General features: G+C 73.6%; 16 protein-coding genes. 7 read left to right on the top strand and 9 right to left on the bottom strand.

Annotation, left to right across the window (positions count from 1 at the left end; genetic code table 11):
• Positions 1 to 152: 152 nt before the first annotated feature.
• The 3 genes from AB0L74_RS22825 to AB0L74_RS22835 form a co-directional block, all read right to left on the bottom strand.
• Complete coding sequence (locus AB0L74_RS22825) at positions 153 to 1,799, bottom strand: phospho-sugar mutase (RefSeq protein WP_365655210.1); 1,647 nt, start codon at positions 1,797 to 1,799, stop codon at positions 153 to 155.
• Positions 1,800 to 2,255: 456 nt separating this feature from the next.
• On the bottom strand, positions 2,256 to 3,080 hold the full coding sequence (locus AB0L74_RS22830) for a purine-nucleoside phosphorylase (RefSeq protein ID WP_365655213.1): 825 nt from the start codon (positions 3,078 to 3,080) through the stop codon (positions 2,256 to 2,258).
• Positions 3,081 to 3,172: 92 nt separating this feature from the next.
• On the bottom strand, positions 3,173 to 3,610 hold the full coding sequence (locus AB0L74_RS22835; protein ID WP_365655216.1) for a gamma-glutamylcyclotransferase: 438 nt from the start codon (positions 3,608 to 3,610) through the stop codon (positions 3,173 to 3,175).
• A gap of 96 nt (positions 3,611 to 3,706) precedes the next feature.
• Here AB0L74_RS22835 and AB0L74_RS22840 point away from each other — a divergent pair, with 96 nt between their 5' ends.
• On the top strand, positions 3,707 to 5,155 hold the full coding sequence (locus AB0L74_RS22840; protein ID WP_365655219.1) for an NAD(P)H-quinone dehydrogenase: 1,449 nt from the start codon (positions 3,707 to 3,709) through the stop codon (positions 5,153 to 5,155).
• Between the two features lie 269 nt (positions 5,156 to 5,424).
• Entirely contained in the window at positions 5,425 to 6,381 is a 957-nt protein-coding gene (locus AB0L74_RS22845; RefSeq protein WP_365655222.1) for a DeoR/GlpR family DNA-binding transcription regulator, read from the top strand.
• Positions 6,382 to 6,476: 95 nt separating this feature from the next.
• Here AB0L74_RS22845 and AB0L74_RS22850 read toward each other — a convergent pair whose 3' ends face one another.
• The gene (locus tag AB0L74_RS22850) at positions 6,477 to 8,252 is read right to left on the bottom strand and encodes a biotin carboxylase N-terminal domain-containing protein (RefSeq protein WP_365655226.1); all 1,776 of its coding nucleotides are present in this window, start codon (positions 8,250 to 8,252) and stop codon (positions 6,477 to 6,479) included.
• A gap of 382 nt (positions 8,253 to 8,634) precedes the next feature.
• Between AB0L74_RS22850 and AB0L74_RS22855 the strand changes: the two genes are divergently transcribed.
• Positions 8,635 to 9,141, top strand: a complete 507-nt coding sequence (locus AB0L74_RS22855; protein WP_365655229.1) for a hypothetical protein — start codon at positions 8,635 to 8,637, stop codon at positions 9,139 to 9,141.
• Here the strand turns inward: AB0L74_RS22855 and AB0L74_RS22860 are convergent.
• A complete protein-coding gene (locus tag AB0L74_RS22860) occupies positions 9,110 to 9,730 on the bottom strand; it encodes a nucleoside triphosphate pyrophosphatase (protein WP_365655232.1) in 621 nt (206 codons plus the stop codon). The genes AB0L74_RS22855 and AB0L74_RS22860 overlap by 32 nt on opposite strands.
• Before the next feature lie 31 nt (positions 9,731 to 9,761).
• A complete protein-coding gene (locus AB0L74_RS22865; RefSeq protein ID WP_365655235.1) occupies positions 9,762 to 9,890 on the bottom strand; it encodes a hypothetical protein in 129 nt (42 codons plus the stop codon).
• A 129-nt stretch (positions 9,891 to 10,019) separates the two neighbouring features.
• On the opposite strand from AB0L74_RS22865, the gene AB0L74_RS22870 reads away from it, so the two are divergent.
• Positions 10,020 to 11,150, top strand: coding sequence for an SGNH/GDSL hydrolase family protein (locus tag AB0L74_RS22870; protein WP_365655238.1), 1,131 nt, complete (start codon positions 10,020 to 10,022; stop codon positions 11,148 to 11,150).
• 22 nt (positions 11,151 to 11,172) lie between these two features.
• On the opposite strand, the gene AB0L74_RS22875 is transcribed toward AB0L74_RS22870, so the two are convergent.
• Together AB0L74_RS22875 and AB0L74_RS22880 are read right to left on the bottom strand one after the other, a co-directional pair.
• On the bottom strand, positions 11,173 to 11,385 hold the full coding sequence (locus tag AB0L74_RS22875; RefSeq protein WP_365655241.1) for an acyl-CoA carboxylase epsilon subunit: 213 nt from the start codon (positions 11,383 to 11,385) through the stop codon (positions 11,173 to 11,175).
• Positions 11,386 to 11,409: 24 nt separating this feature from the next.
• On the bottom strand, positions 11,410 to 13,014 hold the full coding sequence (locus AB0L74_RS22880) for an acyl-CoA carboxylase subunit beta (RefSeq protein WP_365655244.1): 1,605 nt from the start codon (positions 13,012 to 13,014) through the stop codon (positions 11,410 to 11,412).
• Positions 13,015 to 13,124: 110 nt separating this feature from the next.
• Between AB0L74_RS22880 and AB0L74_RS22885 the strand changes: the two genes are divergently transcribed.
• Both AB0L74_RS22885 and AB0L74_RS22890 read left to right on the top strand, forming a co-directional pair.
• Entirely contained in the window at positions 13,125 to 13,991 is an 867-nt protein-coding gene (locus AB0L74_RS22885) for a biotin--[acetyl-CoA-carboxylase] ligase (RefSeq protein ID WP_365655247.1), read from the top strand.
• Positions 13,992 to 14,097: 106 nt separating this feature from the next.
• Complete coding sequence (locus tag AB0L74_RS22890; protein WP_365655250.1) at positions 14,098 to 15,219, top strand: adenylate/guanylate cyclase domain-containing protein; 1,122 nt, start codon at positions 14,098 to 14,100, stop codon at positions 15,217 to 15,219.
• A gap of 7 nt (positions 15,220 to 15,226) precedes the next feature.
• On the opposite strand, the gene AB0L74_RS22895 is transcribed toward AB0L74_RS22890, so the two are convergent.
• Entirely contained in the window at positions 15,227 to 15,913 is a 687-nt protein-coding gene (locus tag AB0L74_RS22895; protein WP_365655253.1) for a hypothetical protein, read from the bottom strand.
• A gap of 213 nt (positions 15,914 to 16,126) precedes the next feature.
• Between AB0L74_RS22895 and AB0L74_RS22900 the strand changes: the two genes are divergently transcribed.
• Positions 16,127 to 16,927 carry an enoyl-CoA hydratase-related protein gene (locus tag AB0L74_RS22900; protein ID WP_365655256.1) on the top strand — a complete coding sequence of 267 codons (801 nt, stop codon included), beginning with the start codon at positions 16,127 to 16,129 and terminating at the stop codon, positions 16,925 to 16,927.
• Positions 16,928 to 17,019 lie beyond the last annotated feature (92 nt).

The following is a 17,019-nucleotide window of genomic DNA, read 5'->3' on the forward strand; positions in this document are numbered from 1 at the left end:
GCGGCTCGGCTCTGGTGGGGTTCCGTCCACCGTTGCCCGGGCGGAGGCGCGCGCCGGGGAGCGGGGTCAGCCCACGGAGCGAAATCACCCGATGGGGTGCCTCCGGGCGGGGGCACCCCATCGGGGACGGCGGGAGCGGCGGGGGACGGCGGTCAGATCCCGGCCGCCGCCGCGAGGTCGCGCTTGAGGGCCGTCAGCAGGCCGGCCGCCTTCGCCCGCGCCGCCGGCAGGCCGGCGTGCGCGGCCACCGGGACGGTGACCTCCAGATAGCACTTGAGCTTCGGCTCCGTACCGCTGGGCCGGACGATCACGCGGGCACCGTCCAGGGTGTAGCGCAGGCCGTCGGTGGGCGGCAGGCTCTCCGTCCCCCGGGTGAGATCCTCCGCCTTCGTCACCGGCAGCCCGGCCAGCCGGGTGGGAGGCTGCTCGCGCAGGCGGCGCATGGCGTCGGCGATGACCGAGAGATCCTGGACGCGGACCGAGAGCTGGTCGGTGGCGTGCAGGCCGTGCTCGACGGCGAGGTCGTCGAGGAGGTCGAGGAGCGTGCGGCCCTCCGACTTCAGGACGGACGCCAGTTCCGTGACGAGGAGGGCCGCCGTGATGCCGTCCTTGTCGCGTACGCCGTCCGGGTCGACGCAGTAGCCGAGCGCCTCCTCGTAGCCGTAGCGCAGGCCGTCGACGCGGGCGATCCACTTGAAGCCGGTCAGGGTCTCCTCGTGGGGCAGCCCCGCCTTCGCGGCGATGCGGCCGAGCAGGGCGGAGGAGACGATCGACTCGGCGAAGGTGCCCCGTGCTCCGCGGGTGACCAGGTGGGCGGCGAGGAGCGCGCCGACCTCGTCGCCGCGCAGCATGCGCCAGTCGGCGCCGTCCTTGACGGCGACGGCGCAGCGGTCGGCGTCCGGGTCGTTGGCGATGACCAGGTCGGGGTCCATCTCGCGGGCCTTCGCGAAGGCCAGGTCCATCGCGCCGGGTTCCTCCGGGTTGGGGAAGGCGACGGTGGGGAAGTCCGGGTCGGGCTCGGCCTGCTCGGCGACGAGGGCCGGCTCCGGGAAGCCGGCGCGCGCGAAGGCGGCGAGGACGACGTCCTTGCCGACGCCGTGCATCGCCGTGTACACCGTGCGGGCGGTGCGCGGGGAGCCGGGGGCGAGGACGGCGTCCGTGCGGGCCAGGTAGGCGTCGAGGACACTGTCGTCGAGCGTGTCCCAGCCGGATTCGGGGCGCGGCACGTCGTGCAGGGACCCCACGGCGTCGATCTCCGCGGCGATGTCCGTGTCCGCGGGCGGGACGATCTGGGAGCCGTCGCCCAGGTAGACCTTGTAGCCGTTGTCGCGGGGCGGGTTGTGGCTGGCGGTGACCTCCACGCCGGCGACCGCGCCGAGGTGGCGGATGGCGAACGCCAGGACCGGGGTGGGCAGGGGGCGGGGGAGGAGGGCCGCGCGCAGTCCGGCGCCGGTCATCACGGCGGCGGTGTCGCGGGCGAAGTCGGCGGACTTGTGGCGGGCGTCGTAGCCGATGACGACGAGGCCGGCCGTACCGTCCCCGTGGGGGGTCCCCCGCTTCTTGAGGTACGCGGCCAGGCCGGCGGCGGCGCGGATGACGACGGCGCGGTTCATGCGCATCGGGCCGGCGCCGAGTTCGCCGCGCAGGCCGGCGGTGCCGAACTGGAGGGTGCCGCCGAAGCGGGCGGCGAGCTCGGCGTGGTCCCCGGTGTCGATGAGCCGGGCGAGTTCCGCACGGGTGTCCGCGTCGGGGTCCTCGGCCAGCCACGCCTGGGCCCGGGCGATGAGTTCGTCGTGCACGTCGGGTCAGCCTCTCGTTCGTCGTGCGGGTGGGTGGGCGGTGTGCCGTGGTGCCTGCGGCGCGTCTGTGGCTCCGCCGGGTGCGCCGTGGTGCCTGGGGTGTGGTGCTTGCGGCCGGAGTGATGCTTGCGGTGCGTGCGGTGCCTGCGGCCCTGCGGCCCCTGCGGTGACTGCGGCCCGTGCGGCCCCGTGGTGCCTGCGGCGCCTGTGCGTCGTCGTGCCTGCGGCGCCTGTGCGGCTCCGGTGGGGGTGCGCGCAGCGCCCACGGTTTCGGGGTGGGCCGGGCCGCGTCGGGGGGGGCCGTCCTCGGAACGGCGCGGAATCGGCCGGTGACCAACCTTCCGGCGTTGACGCGCCAACCGCTGCGGGCGGACACCCCCCGACACGTCCCTTCCAGCGTGGGCGTCCGCGGGCCGTGCGGGGCGGACGGCGGCGCGGTGCCGGTTCGGGGTCCGTCTACAGGCGTTCCAGCACCTGGGCCAGCAGGGAGCCCATGCGGGTCGCGGAGTCGCGGCCGGCCTGGAGGACCTCCTCGTGGTTGAGGGGTTCGCCCGTCATGCCGGCGGCGAGGTTGGTGACCAGGGAGATGCCCAGGACCTCGGCGCCCGCCTCGCGGGCCGCGATGGCCTCCAGGACCGTCGACATGCCCACCAGGTCGGCGCCGATGACGCGGGCCATGCGGATTTCGGCCGGGGTCTCGTAGTGCGGGCCGGGGAACTGGGCGTAGACGCCCTCCTCCAGGGTGGGGTCGACCTCCTTGCACAGGGCGCGCAGGCGCGGGGAGTAGAGGTCGGTGAGGTCGACGAAGTTGGCGCCGACGATGGGGGAGGTGGCCGTGAGGTTGATGTGGTCGCTGATCAGGACCGGCTGGCCGGGGCGCATGCCCTCGCGCAGGCCGCCGCAGCCGTTGGTGAGGACCACGGTCTTGCAGCCGGCCGACACGGCGGTGCGGACGCCGTGGGCGACGGCGGCGACGCCGCGGCCCTCGTAGTAATGGGTGCGGCCCAGGAAGACCAGGGCGCGCTTCTCGCCGATCGTGTACGAGCGGATCTTGCCTCCGTGTCCCGCGACCACCGGCGGCGGGAAGCCGGGCAGGTCGGTGACCTGGAACTCGGCGTCGGGGGCGCCGAGGGCGTCGACGGCCGGAGCCCAGCCGGAGCCCATCACGAGGGCGACGTCGTGGGTGTCGGCGCCCGTGAGTTCGCGCAGGCGGGCCGCGGCGGCGTCGGCGGCGGCGTACGGGTCGCCCTGGATGTCGTCCGGAAGAAGAGATGCGTTCACGCCGACGAGGGTAGCCGGAATTCGCCTACGCGCGTAGATGACAGAGCTCACGGGATTCCGATTGTTGCCTTGTCGTTTCCGGCGGGCCCTGGTCAGCAGGGGCGTTTGCGCAGGTCCATGACGTAGTCGTAGGGGGCGCCCGCCGACTCGGCCGCGTCGGCGAGCTCGCCCAGGTAGCGGGCCGAGGGCAGGCCGCCCTCGTAGGCGTTCAGGACGTACGCCCAGGCGTGCTCCTCACCCTCCAGGGTGTGCGCGCGCACGCGTGTGCGGCGGTATATGTCCAGCCCCACGCCGACCCACCGGTCCATCGCCTCCTCGTCCATCGGGGCGATCTCGTACAGCGCGACGAAAACCTGGGCCGTCGGGTCCTCGACGATGGTCGCGAGGGCGCCTTCCCAGCCCATGTCCTCGCCGCCGAAGGTGAGCCGCCAGCCGTTGAGCCAGCCGGTGGCGCGCAGCGGCGAGTGCGGGGCGCGGCGGGACATCAGCCGCGCGTCGAGGTTGCCGGCGTACGCGGCGTAGAGCGACATGGGGAGAGGGTACGGCAGACGTGGCGTACGTCACTGTGGTGACGTGAGTGCCGCGCCGCGGCCCCGGGGCGGTGCCGCGTTGAAGGGTGCGGGACAATGGAGTACGTGACTCGGATCGTGATCATCGGTGGCGGACCCGGCGGATACGAAGCGGCGCTGGTGGCCGCGCAACTCGGTGCGGAGGTGACCGTCGTCGACTGCGACGGTCTGGGCGGAGCGTCGGTGCTGACCGACTGCGTGCCGTCGAAGACCCTGATCGCCACGGCCGAGGTGATGACCACCTTCGACTCCTCGTACGAGGAGCTGGGCATCATCGTCGCCGACGACACGCCGCACAACGAGCAGGCCGCCCGGGTGGTGGGCGTGGACCTCGGAAAGGTCAACCGGCGGGTCAAGCGGCTGGCGCTGGCGCAGTCGCACGACATCACCGCCGCCGTCACCCGCGCGGGCGCGCGCGTGGTGCGCGGGCGCGGGCGGCTGGAGGGGATGCAGGGCCTGGACGGGTCGCGCAAGGTCGTGGTGCGGGCCGCGGACGGGAGCGAGGAGACGCTCACCGCCGACGCGGTGCTGATCGCCACCGGCGGCCATCCGCGTGAGCTGCCGGACGCCCGCCCCGACGGCGAGCGGATACTGAACTGGACCCAGGTGTACGACCTGACCGAGCTCCCCGAGGAGCTGATCGTGGTCGGGTCGGGTGTGACGGGTGCCGAGTTCGCCGGTGCCTACCAGGCGCTCGGGTCGCGGGTGACGCTCGTGTCGTCGCGGGACCGGGTGCTGCCCGGCGAGGACCCGGACGCGGCGGCGGTCCTGGAGGACGTCTTCCGGCGGCGCGGCATGAACGTCATGGCGCGCTCGCGCGCCCAGGCCGCCAAGCGGGTCGGGGACCGGGTGGAGGTGACGCTGGCCGACGGGCGGGTCATCTCCGGCACGCACTGCCTGATGGCCGTCGGCGCCATCCCGAACACCGAGGGCATGGGGCTGGAGGAGGCCGGCGTCAGGCTGCGCGAGTCCGGGCACATCTGGACCGACAAGGTGTCGCGGACGACGGCCCCGGGCGTCTACGCCGCCGGTGACGTGACGGGCGTGTTCGCACTGGCGTCGGTGGCGGCCATGCAGGGCCGCATCGCCATGTACCACTTCCTGGGGGACGCCGTCGCCCCGCTGAACCTCAAGACCGTGTCGTCGAACGTCTTCACCGACCCGGAGATCGCCACCGTCGGCTACACCCAGGCCGACGTCGACGCCGGCAAGATCGACGCCCGTGTCGTCAAGCTGCCGCTGCTGCGCAACCCGCGCGCCAAGATGCAGGGCATCCGCGACGGCTTCGTCAAGATCTTCTGCCGGCCGGGCACGGGGATCGTGGTGGGCGGTGTCGTCGTGGCGCCGCGCGCTTCGGAACTGATCCACCCCATCTCGATCGCGGTCGACAACAACCTGACGGTCGAACAGATCGCGAACGCGTTCACCGTGTACCCGTCCCTGTCGGGCTCGATCGCCGAGGTGGCCCGGCAGCTGCACACGCGGAAGGCGGGCGCGGAGGCGTGAGTCCGGGGCGCCGGACCGCCCCTCGACGAGAAAGGCCAGGCAGCCCGCCGGATGCGGGCGCCTGGCCTTCGTGTTGCCGGGACCGGCGCGCAGACGCGCGGGGCGGCCGAAAGCGGATCCCGGTGTTCACGGCGAGTGACCGGACGTGCGCGCGGCATAGTCGGCGGGCCTAGACTCCTATACCACTTGCTGCCCTACTCTACGAACAACTTCTGTTATTCGGCGCAAACTGCTGAAAGCAGACGGTCGTTGGGGTTACTGTCAGTTTCGTGTTCGCTGCAGAACGTCGCCAACTGATCCTCGAAATGGTGCGCGCCAACGGAGCCGTGTCGCTCCGTGAGCTCGCCCGCGTCGTCCAGACCTCCGAAGTGACCGTACGGCGGGACGTGCGGGCACTGGAGGCAGAAGGACTCCTCGACCGCCGGCACGGCGGTGCGGTACTGCCGGGTGGATTCACACGCGAGTCCGGCTTCCCGCAAAAGGCCCATCTCGCGACCGCCGAGAAGACCGCCATCGCCGACCTGGCCGCGTCCTTCGTCCACGAGGGCGAGGCCATCGTGGTGGGAGCGGGTACGACCACACAGGAGCTGGCCCGCCGGCTCGCCCGGGTACCCGGACTGACCGTGGTCACCAACTCGCTGCTGGTCGCCCAGGCGCTCGCCCACGCCAACCGGGTGGAGGTCGTCATGACCGGCGGCACCCTGAGAGGCTCCAACTACGCCCTGGTCGGGTCGGGAGCCGAGCAGTCCCTCCAGGGGCTGCGGGTGTCCAAGGCATTCCTGTCGGGGAGCGGACTGACCGCCGAACGCGGGCTGTCCACCTCGAACATGCTGGCGGCCTCCGTCGACCGCGCGCTCGTCCAGGCGGCCGCCGAGGTCGTCGTCCTCGCCGACCACAGCAAGATCGGCGCCGACACCATGTTCCAGACCGTGCCGACCGATCTCATCACCCGCCTGGTCACGGACGAGCCGCCCGCCCACGACGAACGGGCGGTCACCGAGCTCCAGGCCCTCGCCGACCAGGGCGTACAGGTCTCCGTGGCCGGTGCGGAGGGATCGGCGGGCTCGGGGGGTGATACCGCCCCGGCGCGTCAGCAGCGCCGGGACATGCCGCTTCCGGGGCCACGCCGACAGGTTCCGGGCGCGGGATTGCGGGCGGCCACCGCCCTCGGTGAGCAGAACGGCGGGGCAGAGCGGGCCCGGGTCGCCGATCTGCGGCGCCGCTGAGCACTCCGGCGAGGATCCGCGCCGGTCCGCCGCGCCCCCCGCCGCGCGGCGGGGCGCCCGGCGGACCGACCGCCGGGCGCCGCTGCCGGTACGGCTCAGTCCTTGATCTCGCAGATGGCCGCGCCGGAGGTGAGGGAGGCGCCGACCTCGGCGGTCAGACCCTTGATGGTGCCCGCCTTGTGGGCGTTGAGGGGCTGCTCCATCTTCATCGCCTCCAGGACGACGATCAGATCGCCCTCCTGGACCTCCTGGCCCTCCTCCACGGCGATCTTCACGATCGTGCCCTGCATCGGGGAGGTGAGGGTGTCGCCGGAGGCCACGGGACCGGACTTCCTGGCCGCCCGGCGCTTGGGCTTGGCGCCGGCCGCCAGCCCGCTGCGGGCCAGGGACATGCCCAGGGAGGCCGGGAGGGAGACCTCCAGGCGCTTGCCGCCGACCTCGACGACGACCGTCTCGCGGGCACCGTCCTCGTCCGCCTCCGCGGTGTCGGCGGGCGCGGCGAAGGGCTTGATCTCGTTGACGAACTCGGTCTCGATCCAGCGGGTGTGGACCGTGAACGGGTCGGTGGAGCCGGTCAGCTCCGGCGCGAACGCCGGGTCCCGCACCACCGCGCGGTGGAAGGGGATGGCGGTCGCCATGCCCTCGACCTGGAACTCCTCCAGGGCGCGGGAGGCCCGCTCCAGGGCCTCCTTGCGGGTGCGGCCGGTGATGATCAGCTTGGCGAGCAGGGAGTCCCAGGCCGGGCCGATGACCGAGCCGGACTCCACACCGGCGTCCAGGCGGACGCCGGGCCCGGAGGGCGGGGCGAACGTCGTGACGGTGCCGGGCGCCGGGAGGAAGCCCCGCCCCGGGTCCTCGCCGTTGATGCGGAACTCGAAGGAGTGGCCGCGCAGGACCGGGTCGTCGTAGCCCAGCTCGTCGCCGTCGGCGATGCGGAACATCTCCCGGACCAGGTCGATGCCGGAGACCTCCTCGGTGACCGGGTGCTCGACCTGGAGGCGGGTGTTGACCTCCAGGAAGGAGATGGTGCCGTCGTTGCCGACGAGGAACTCGACGGTGCCGGCGCCGACGTAGCCGGCCTCCTTGAGGATGGCCTTGGAGGCGCGGTAGAGCTCGGCGACCTGCGCCTCGGACAGGAAGGGCGCGGGGGCCTCCTCGACCAGCTTCTGGTGGCGGCGCTGGAGGGAGCAGTCGCGGGTGGAGACCACGACCACGTTGCCGTGGCTGTCGGCCAGGCACTGGGTCTCGACGTGGCGGGGCCGGTCCAGGTAGCGCTCCACGAAGCACTCGCCGCGGCCGAAGGCGGCCACCGCCTCGCGGACGGCGGAGTCGTACAGCTCCGGCACCTCGTCGAGGGTGCGGGCGACCTTCAGGCCGCGCCCGCCGCCGCCGAAGGCGGCCTTGATGGCGATGGGCAGGCCGTGCTCCTCGGCGAAGGCGACGACCTCCTCCGCGCCCGAGACCGGGTCGGAGGTGCCGGCGACCAGCGGGGCGCCGGCGCGCTGGGCGATGTGCCGGGCGGCGACCTTGTCACCCAGGTCGCGGATGGCCTGCGGCGGCGGGCCGATCCAGATCAGGCCCGCGTCCAGGACCGCCTGGGCGAATTCGGCGTTCTCGGAGAGGAAGCCGTAGCCCGGGTGCACGGCGTCGGCGCCCGACTCACGCGCGGCCTTCAGCACCTTCTCGATGTCCAGGTAGCTGGTGGCCGGGGTGTCGCCGCCCAGGGCGAACGCCTCATCCGCGGCGCGGACATGCAGGGCGTCCCGGTCCGGGTCGGCGTAGACGGCCACGCTCGCGATCCCTGCGTCCCGGCAGGCCCGGGCCACGCGGACAGCGATTTCGCCACGGTTGGCGATGAGCACCTTGCGCACGATTGAGGCTCCCTCCTTGAAACAAGCCGAGTTTAGGGACTGCCGACACGGCACTTCGACCCATCCCCATTGGTGAGCTTGCCCACACGGAGCGTGATACAAGGCTCGCTCGACCCGCGTAGCCCTTGTCGCACCTGGGCACGCGGGATTCCACCGGGAAACCCTAGCCGTCCGTTGTGGTCCAGGTCTCTGTCACCACGTGCTGCGGGCCACTCGGTTTCTTTGTGGAGTCCCTACGAATGGCCCAATGATTCTTTGCCCTCCGTAGAAGTCTTGTCCCCGGTTTTACCGGTGAGTAGCGTGCACGATGCCTCGGACGTACTTGGGGTAACGGCAGTCTTGCCCGGGGCGCTCGGGCAGCGGTCGAAGGGGGGTGGGGCCGGTGGTGCGCAGACCGGTGGCGGGGGTCGTGGCGGTCGTGCTCTTCGCCGAGGCGTTCGGCGTGGCGGCGCTGAACTGGTTCCTCGGGCTCGTCGTCGACCGGCAGAACATGTCTTTGGCCGGGCTCGACCCGGCCGTGATGTCGGTGTCCTCGAAGATCGGCGGCCTGGTCTTCGGTCTCTACTTCGCCCTGTGCGGCCTGGCCGCCCTGCCGGTGGCGCTGCGTGGCCGGCGCCCGGCCGGCCTGGGCCGGACCCTGCTGATCAGCGCCGCCGTGGTGCACGGGCTGCTCGGCGCCTTCGCCTGGGGGCTGGTGGGCCGGGGCGCGTTCCTGTGCATGGTCGCCGTCCTCGGGCTCATCGTGCTGCTGCTGATGACCTACGACCAGCCGGCCCAGCCAGTCCGGCCGGCCGCTCCCGGGGAGGGCCCGGCCGCGGCCGGGCCCGAGGGCGACGGGGGAGACGGCGGCGCGCCGCTCAGTCCGCCGCCGGCGCCCACAGGTCCGTGATCGGCACGCCGAGCTCCGCGAGCAGCCGCCGGACCAGCGGCAGGCTGATGCCGATCACATTGCCGTGGTCGCCGTCGATGCCGTCGATGAACGGAGCCGAGCGGCCGTCGAGCGTGAACGCCCCGGCGACGTGGAGGGGCTCGCCGGAGGCGACGTAGGCGGCGATCTCCTCGTCGGTGGGCTCGCCGAAGCGGACGACGGTGGAGGCGGTGGCCGAGGCGTACCGGCCGCTGGCGGTGTCGTGCACGCAGTGGCCGGTCTGGAGGGTGCCGACCCGGCCCCGCATCGCCTTCCAGCGGGCGGTGGCCTCCTCGGCGTCGGCGGGCTTGCCGAGCGCCCGGCCGTCCAGGTCGAGCACGGAGTCGCAGCCGATCACCAAAGCGCCCTGGACCTCGGGCTTCGCGGCCACGACGGAGGCCTTGGCCTCGGCGAGGGCGAGGGCGAGCTCGGCGGGGGTGGGGGCGGTGACGGCGTCCTCGTCGACACCGCTCACGATCACCTCGGGGGCGAGTCCGGCCTGGCGGAGCAGGCCGAGCCGGGCGGGTGACTGGGAGGCGAGAACGAGTCGGCGGCGCGGCTGAACTGTCATGCGGTCAGCGTATCGGCGTCCCCCGGACGCCTCACCTCACACCGATCACGAGCATCGCGAGCACCATGGCCAGCGCCAGGAGAACGCCCATCCGCCGCACCCTCGCCTGCGTCTCGCGCAGGTCCTCGGGCGGTTCGTTCTCGGGGTCGGACCACAGCATGCCTTCCATCGTCCGGCGGCCGTCCGGGACGACGCCTGAGTACGCGTACTCAACTTGCGGACGGGAATCAAAAGGGTCCACCGTTCCGTTAATTTAAAGGAACTCCAATCCCGTTTGGAAGGGTGGGTCATGTTCACCACTGCCTGGACCGCGTCACCGCAGCTCCCCAGCGAGGGCTTCACCCCCAACTGGTCCCGCGAGGGCTTCTGGCGCCAGTCGCTGCGCCAGGCCGTCCGGCTGACCGCCGGCGGGGGACGGATCCGCGTCCGGCTCTCGCACGCGTACGGGACCTCCCCGGTGCGGATCGCGGGCGCCGCCGTCGCCCGCGCCGCCGCCGGGGCCGCCGTGGCGCCCGGCACCCTCACGCCCCTCACCTTCGGCGGCGAGCGCGGCGCCGTACTGCCCGCGCTCGGGGAGGCCGTCAGCGACCCGGCCGCACTGGCCGTCGCCGCCGGGGATTCGGTGACCGTCACGCTGTTCTTCGACGCGGCGACCGGACCGGCCACCTTCCACGCCCAGGCGTTCACGACCGCCTACCGGGGCGCCGGGGACCTGCTGGCGGACGCCGGCGGCGCGGGCTACGACGAGACGACCGAGTCCTGGTACTTCCTGACCGCCGTGGAGACCGACGCCGGCCGCACCGACGGCATCGCCCTGTTCGGCGACTCCCTCACCGACGGCTTCGGCTCCACCCCGAACGCCGACCGCCGCTGGTCCGACGCGCTCGCCGACCGCACCGGACGGCCCGTCCTCAACGCCGGGATCGGCGGCAACCTGCTGCTGCACGACTCCGCCTGGTACGGCGAGAAGGGCGTCCACCGCCTGGCCCGGGACGTCCTGGCCCATCCCGGCGTGGACACCCTGGTCGTCCTGCTCGGCGTCAACGACATCGGCTTCAGCGAGACCGACGGGCAGCCGACGTACCAGCCCGCGCCCGTGGTGGAGGCCGCCGAACTGATCGACGGGCACCGGGCGCTGCTGCGGCAGGCCAGGGCGCGGGGCCTGCGGGTGATCGGCGCGACACTGGTGCCGTTCGGCGGCTCCGACCACTGGGGGGAGCACGCCGCCAAGGTGAGCCACGAGGTGAACGAGTGGATCCGCACCTCGGACGCCTACGACGCGGTCGTGGACCTCCACCGCCCGCTGGCCGACCCGGCGGACGCGGACCGGCTGCGGCCGGCGTACGACTTCGGCGACCACCTGCACCCGAACGACGAGGGGTACGCGGTGATGGCCGAAGCCGTCACGGCCGTGCTCTGACCGCTCAGGCCCCCGGCCGGGCTCAGGCCCCGGGCCAGTAGGTGCGCGCCCACGCCGCCGGCCCCGGCCGCGGCAGGCGGCGGGCGGCCAGGCGGGACGGGTCGGACCAGGCGGCCCGGGCCGGGCCCGCGCCGGGCGGCGCGGTGTCCGCCGCCGCGGCGCGGGCCCGGACCACCGCCAGGGCGGCGGCCAGCTCCTCCGGCGTCGGGTTGCCCCGTACGACCTTGATGTTCATGACGCCTCCCGGGGATCCGCGGGCCTACAGGGGGATGTTGCCGTGCTTCTTCGGAGGGAGGGATTCCCGCTTGGTGCGCAGCTGACGCAGGCCGCGCACGATGTGGCGGCGGGTGTCCGACGGCATGATCACCGCGTCGACGTAGCCGCGCTCGGCGGCGACGTAGGGGTTGAGGAGGGTGTCCTCGTACTCCCGCATCAGCCGGGCGCGGACCGCCTCGACGTCCTCGCCGCCCGCCTCGGCCTCGGCGAGGGCGCGGCGGTGCAGGATGTTGACCGCGCCCTGCGCGCCCATGACCGCGATCTGCGCCGTGGGCCAGGCCAGGTTGAGGTCGGCGCCCAGGTGCTTGGAGCCCATGACGTCGTAGGCGCCGCCGAACGCCTTGCGGGTGATCACCGTGATGAGCGGGACGGTGGCCTCGGCGTAGGCGTAGATCAGCTTGGCGCCGCGGCGGATGATCCCGTCGTGCTCCTGGTCGACGCCGGGCAGGAAGCCGGGGACGTCCACGAAGGTCAGCACCGGGATGTTGAAGGCGTCGCAGGTCCGCACGAAGCGGGCCGCCTTCTCGCTGGCCCTGATGTCCAGGCAGCCCGCGAACTGCATCGGCTGGTTGGCGACGACGCCCACCGGGGCGCCCTCGACGCGGCCGAAACCGGTGAGGATGTTCGGCGCGTACAGCGGCTGGGTCTCGAAGAACTCGCCGTCGTCCAGGACGTGCTCGACCACCGTGTGCATGTCGTACGGCTGGTTGGCGCTGTCCGGGATGATCACGTCCAGCTCGCGGTCCTCGTCGGTGACGGCGAGGTCCGCCTCCTCCGGGAACGCCGGGGGCTCGGAGAGGTTGTTGGACGGCAGGTACGACAGAAGCTGCTTGATGTACTCGACCGCGTCCTTCTCGTCGCCGGCCATGTGGTGGGCCACGCCCGAGGTCGCGTTGTGGGTGCGGGCGCCGCCCAGCTCCTCGAAGCCGACGTCCTCGCCCGTCACCGTCTTGATCACGTCCGGGCCGGTGATGAACATGTGCGAGGTCTGGTCGACCATGACCGTGAAGTCGGTGATCGCGGGCGAGTAGACCGCGCCGCCCGCGCACGGGCCCACGACCAGGCTGATCTGCGGGATCACCCCGGAGGCATGGGTGTTGCGGCGGAAGATCTCCCCGTAGGCGCCGAGGGAGGCGACGCCCTCCTGGATGCGGGCGCCGCCGGAGTCGTTGATGCCGATGACCGGGCAGCCGGTCTTCAGCGCGAAGTCCATCACCTTGACGATCTTCTGGCCGTAGACCTCGCCGAGGGCGCCGCCGAAGACGGTGAAGTCCTGGGAGAAGACGGCGACCGGGCGCCCGTCGACCGTGCCGTACCCGGTCACGACCCCGTCGCCGTAGGGGCGGTTCCGCTCCAGGCCGAAGTTGTTCGAGCGGTGCCGGGCGAACTCGTCCAGTTCGACGAAGGACCCCTCGTCCAGCAGCAGATCGATCCGCTCACGGGCCGTCAGCTTGCCCTTGGCGTGCTGCTTTTCGACCGCGCGTTGCGAACCGGCGTGCGCCGCTTCCTCGATACGGCGCCTCAGGTCCGCGAGCTTGCCCGCGGTGGTGTGAAGGTCAGGCTGGTGCAGTTCTTCCGGCTCGGACATCGGGACGCGGCTCCCTGCCTGCTCAAAAGTGGGGGCGGTTACTCATCCGCAGCGTAGTGGTGCGCCTACCCATCGGCAGTGCGGTGTTCACCACACCTAGGGTGGCTTGCATGACGCCGCGAGATGCCTCAGACGGGAACAGCAGCCGGTGGTCCGATCTGGACCGTCCGCCCCTCAACGCCGCCGCGCTGCGGCGCGGGCTGGTACGGGAGGGAGGGCTGTGGTCGACGGTGGAGGTGGTGCAGCGCACCGGCTCCACCAACTCCGATCTGGTCGCCCGCGCCGCCGGGGGCACGGCCACCGAGGGGGCCGTCCTGGTCGCCGAGGAGCAGACCGCCGCCCGGGGCCGCCTGGACCGGCAGTGGACCGCGCCGCCCCGCTCCGGCCTCTTCTTCTCCGTCCTGCTGCGGCCCGCCGAGGTCCCGGTGGCCCGCTGGGGCTGGCTGCCGCTGCTCACCGGCGTCGCCGTGGCGACCGGCCTGTCCCGCACGGCGGGCGTCGACACGGCGCTGAAGTGGCCCAACGACCTGCTGGTCACCGTCGGCGGCGAGGAACGCAAGGCCGGCGGCATCCTCGCCGAGCGCGCCGGCGGCGACGGCGTCGTCATCGGCGTCGGCGTCAACGTCACCCTGCGCGCCGGTGAGCTGCCGGTGCCGCACGCCGGGTCGCTGGCCCTGGCCGGCGCCGTGAGCACCGACCGGGACCCGCTGCTGCGGGGCGTGCTGCGGTCGCTGGAGGACTGGTACGGGCGGTGGCGGGCGGCGGGCGGCGACCCCGCCGCGTGCGGCCTCCAGGAGACGTACGCCGCCGGGTGCGCGACGCTCGGCCGCCGGGTGCGGGCCGAACTGCCCGGCGACCGGTCGGTCACCGGGGAGGCCGTCGCCGTCGACGGGGACGGCCGGCTGGTGCTGGCCACCGAGGACGGCGTGCGGGAGCCGGTGGGCGCCGGGGACATCGTCCATCTGCGCCCGGCCTGAGGGGGCGCGGCGGCCCCCCCGGCTCACGGGAGTGAGCTGGCGCACACCTGCCGTAGAGTTGAGGCCGGTCGGTACCTGACCGCGGCAGATGGGAAGGGCAGCAGGCGTGACCGTCGACGATACGGGCTCCGGCACGGCCGGGGACGGCCGGGGAGACCACCCCGCCGATCCCGGAGAGGACCCGCTCGCGCTGCGCCTGGAACAGCTCATCCTGGGCGCGGAGCGCCGCTACACCCCCTTCCAGGCGGCCCGCAGCGCGGGCGTCTCCATGGAGCTGGCCTCCCGCTTCTGGCGGGCCATGGGCTTCGCCGACATCGGGCAGGCCAAGGCGCTCACCGAGGCCGACGTGCTCGCGCTGCGGCGCCTGGCCGGTCTGGTGGAGGCGGGCCTGCTCAGCGAGGCGATGGCCGTGCAGGTGGCCCGCTCCACCGGGCAGACCACCGCCCGGCTGGCCGAATGGCAGATCGACTCCTTCCTGGAGGGCCTGACCGAGCCGCCGGAGCCGGGCATGACCCGCACCGAGGTCACGTATCCCCTGATCGAGCTGCTCCTGCCCGAGCTGGAGGAGTTCCTGATCTACGTTTGGCGGCGCCAGCTCGCCGCCGCCACCGGGCGGGTCGTGCAGGCCGCCGACGACGAGGAGATGGTCGACCGGCGTCTCGCCGTCGGCTTCGCCGACCTGGTCGGCTTCACCCGGCTGACCCGCCGCATGGAGGAGGAGGAGCTCGGCGAGCTCGTCGAGGCCTTCGAGACCACCGCCGCCGATCTGGTCGCGGCGCGCGGCGGGCGGCTCATCAAGACCCTCGGCGACGAGGTGCTCTACGCCGCCGACGACGCGGGCACGGCCGCCGAGATCGCGCTGCGCCTGATCGAGACCATGGCCAACGACGAGACGATGCCGGAGCTGCGCGTCGGCATGGCCTTCGGCACGGTCACCACCCGCATGGGCGACGTCTTCGGCACCACCGTGAACCTCGCCTCCCGGCTCACCTCCATAGCCCCCCGCGACGCCGTCCTCGTCGACAGCGCCTTCGCCCAGGAACTGATCCGCACCGGGGACGCCCCGGCCTCCGAGGCGCAGGCGGCCGAGGAGGCCGCCACCGCGGAGAAGGAGGGCGTCGAGCCGCCGGTGTACCGCTTCGCCCTCCAGCCGATGTGGCAGCGGCCGGTGCGCGGCCTCGGCGTGGTCGAGCCGTGGCTGCTGTCCCGGCGGGGCGCGGAGCGGTAGGCCGGCTTCAGCCGTCGTCGTTCCGGACGTCCACGCACAGGCCGATGCCCGGTATGCACAGACCGGGCCCCTCCGGATCCGGGGGAGGCGGGGCGGCCGGTGTGCCACGGGACGGGGCCGGTGACGCGGGGGGCGGGGGCTGTGGCCCGGGGGTCCGCGAACGCGGGGGGCGCGGGGCGGGGGAGCGCGCGCCCTCCGGCCCGTCCGACGCCCCGGAGGCGGGCGGTGCCCCGTCGGTGTTCGGGCGGTCGGGGATCGCCGTGCCCGTCGTCCCGGTACCGGTACCGGGCGCGGTGGTGCCCGACGCGGGCCCGGACGGGCCGTCCGTGGCCGTGGAGCCGTTCCGCTCGCCCAGCGTGGAGGCCGCCGAGGGGCTCGGCCGGGCCGCGCCGGGCGCGGTCTTCGTGCCCGGCCCCGGGACCGTGCGCGCGGCCGGGCCGGTGACCCGGTCGGGGCGGGGGGCGTGCACGGAGCCGGAACCGCCGGCGGCCGGGTCCGACACGATGCGTACGAGGCTCAGGGCGCCGGCCGCCAGCGCGAGGCCGCCCGCGCCGAGCAGCAGCTTGTGCGGGCGGGGCGGCCGGCGGTGACGGCCCCGCGGTCCCCACGGGCGGGGTCGGGCACCGTGCGGCGGGAGCGGCGCCGTCCCGGCCTCGGTGCGGTGGTGTGGCGTGGCCGGTGTGTCCGTCGTCATCGGTGCTCCTCCCCGGTGCCCAGGCGTCCCCCGACGCGCCGCGGCGAGCGCACGTTATGCCGTTGCCGAGGTCCGGGGAGCGCGACTCGGCGGCATGTCACTCGAACGGGTACGCGGACCTTGCCACCCGGAAGGGGACGCCCCGCCTTCCCCCGCGCGCCCGGCCCTGCGATGATCGGGAGAGGTGTGAACCAGCGTTAACCGGAGGGTGCCATGAGCGAGGAGCGGTTCGGGGAGTTCGTCCTGGTGCGGCGGCACGAGGGCGGGCATGTCGCGGAACTCGCACTCGACCGGCCGAAGGCCATGAACGCCGTCTCCACCGAGATGGCCCGCTCCCTCACCGCGGCCTGCGCGGCGCTGGGCGAGGACCGCGACGTACGGGCCGTGGTGCTCACCTCGACGCACGAGCGGGCGTTCTGCGTCGGAGCCGACCTGAAGGAGCGGAACTCCTTCAGCGACGCCGACCTGCTGCGGCAGCGGCCCGTGGCGCGCGCCGCGTACACCGGTGTCCTGGAACTGCCCGTGCCGGCGATCGCCGCCGTCCACGGCTTCGCGCTGGGCGGCGGGTTCGAGCTGGCGCTGTCGTGCGACCTGATCGTGGCCGACCGCACGGCCGTGGTGGGGCTGCCCGAGGTGTCCGTCGGGGTGATCCCCGGCGGCGGCGGGACCCAGTTGCTGCCCCGGCGCGTGGGTGCCGCCCGGGCGGCCGAGCTGGTCTTCACGGCACGCCGGGTGCAAGCCGGGGAGGCGCGGGAGCTGGGGCTGGTCGACCAGCTGGTGGACGAGGGGCGGGACCGGGAGGAGGCCCTCGCGCTGGCGTCCCGGATCGCCGCGAACTCGCCCGTCGGGCTGCGGGCGGCCAAGAAGGCGCTGCGGCTCGGGCACGGGCTGGATCTGCGCACCGGGCTTGAGGTCGAGGACGCGGCCTGGCGGACGGTGGCGTTCTCGGGGGACCGGGCGGAGGGAGTGGCGGCGTTCAACGAGAAGCGCGCGCCGCGGTGGCCGGGGGAGTGAGCCGGGGCGGCGAGGGCAAAGCGGCGAGGGCGTGGCTGCTCCCCGTTCGCCGCATCGATGTCCCGGTTTATCCCGAATTTCCCTAGCCTGGG

The sequence above is a fragment of the Streptomyces sp. NPDC052020 genome, from assembly GCF_040680575.1.
GTDB lineage: Bacteria > Actinomycetota > Actinomycetes > Streptomycetales > Streptomycetaceae > Streptomyces.

Bases quoted from the DNA above. Each gene is read 5' to 3' on its own strand.
- AB0L74_RS22835 (WP_365655216.1), bottom strand. From the start codon at position 3,610: ATGTCGCTCTACGCCGCGTACGCCGGCAACCTCGACGCGCGGCTGATG.
- AB0L74_RS22840 (WP_365655219.1), top strand. From the start codon at position 3,707: ATGGAGTACGTGACTCGGATCGTGATCATCGGTGGCGGACCCGGCGGA.
- AB0L74_RS22860 (WP_365655232.1), bottom strand. From the start codon at position 9,730: ATGACAGTTCAGCCGCGCCGCCGACTCGTTCTCGCCTCCCAGTCACCC.
- AB0L74_RS22865 (WP_365655235.1), bottom strand. From the start codon at position 9,890: ATGCTGTGGTCCGACCCCGAGAACGAACCGCCCGAGGACCTGCGCGAG.
- AB0L74_RS22870 (WP_365655238.1), top strand. From the start codon at position 10,020: ATGTTCACCACTGCCTGGACCGCGTCACCGCAGCTCCCCAGCGAGGGC.
- AB0L74_RS22875 (WP_365655241.1), bottom strand. From the start codon at position 11,385: ATGAACATCAAGGTCGTACGGGGCAACCCGACGCCGGAGGAGCTGGCC.
- AB0L74_RS22880 (WP_365655244.1), bottom strand. From the start codon at position 13,014: ATGTCCGAGCCGGAAGAACTGCACCAGCCTGACCTTCACACCACCGCG.
- AB0L74_RS22885 (WP_365655247.1), top strand. From the start codon at position 13,125: ATGACGCCGCGAGATGCCTCAGACGGGAACAGCAGCCGGTGGTCCGAT.
- AB0L74_RS22895 (WP_365655253.1), bottom strand. From the start codon at position 15,913: ATGACGACGGACACACCGGCCACGCCACACCACCGCACCGAGGCCGGG.
- AB0L74_RS22900 (WP_365655256.1), top strand. From the start codon at position 16,127: ATGAGCGAGGAGCGGTTCGGGGAGTTCGTCCTGGTGCGGCGGCACGAG.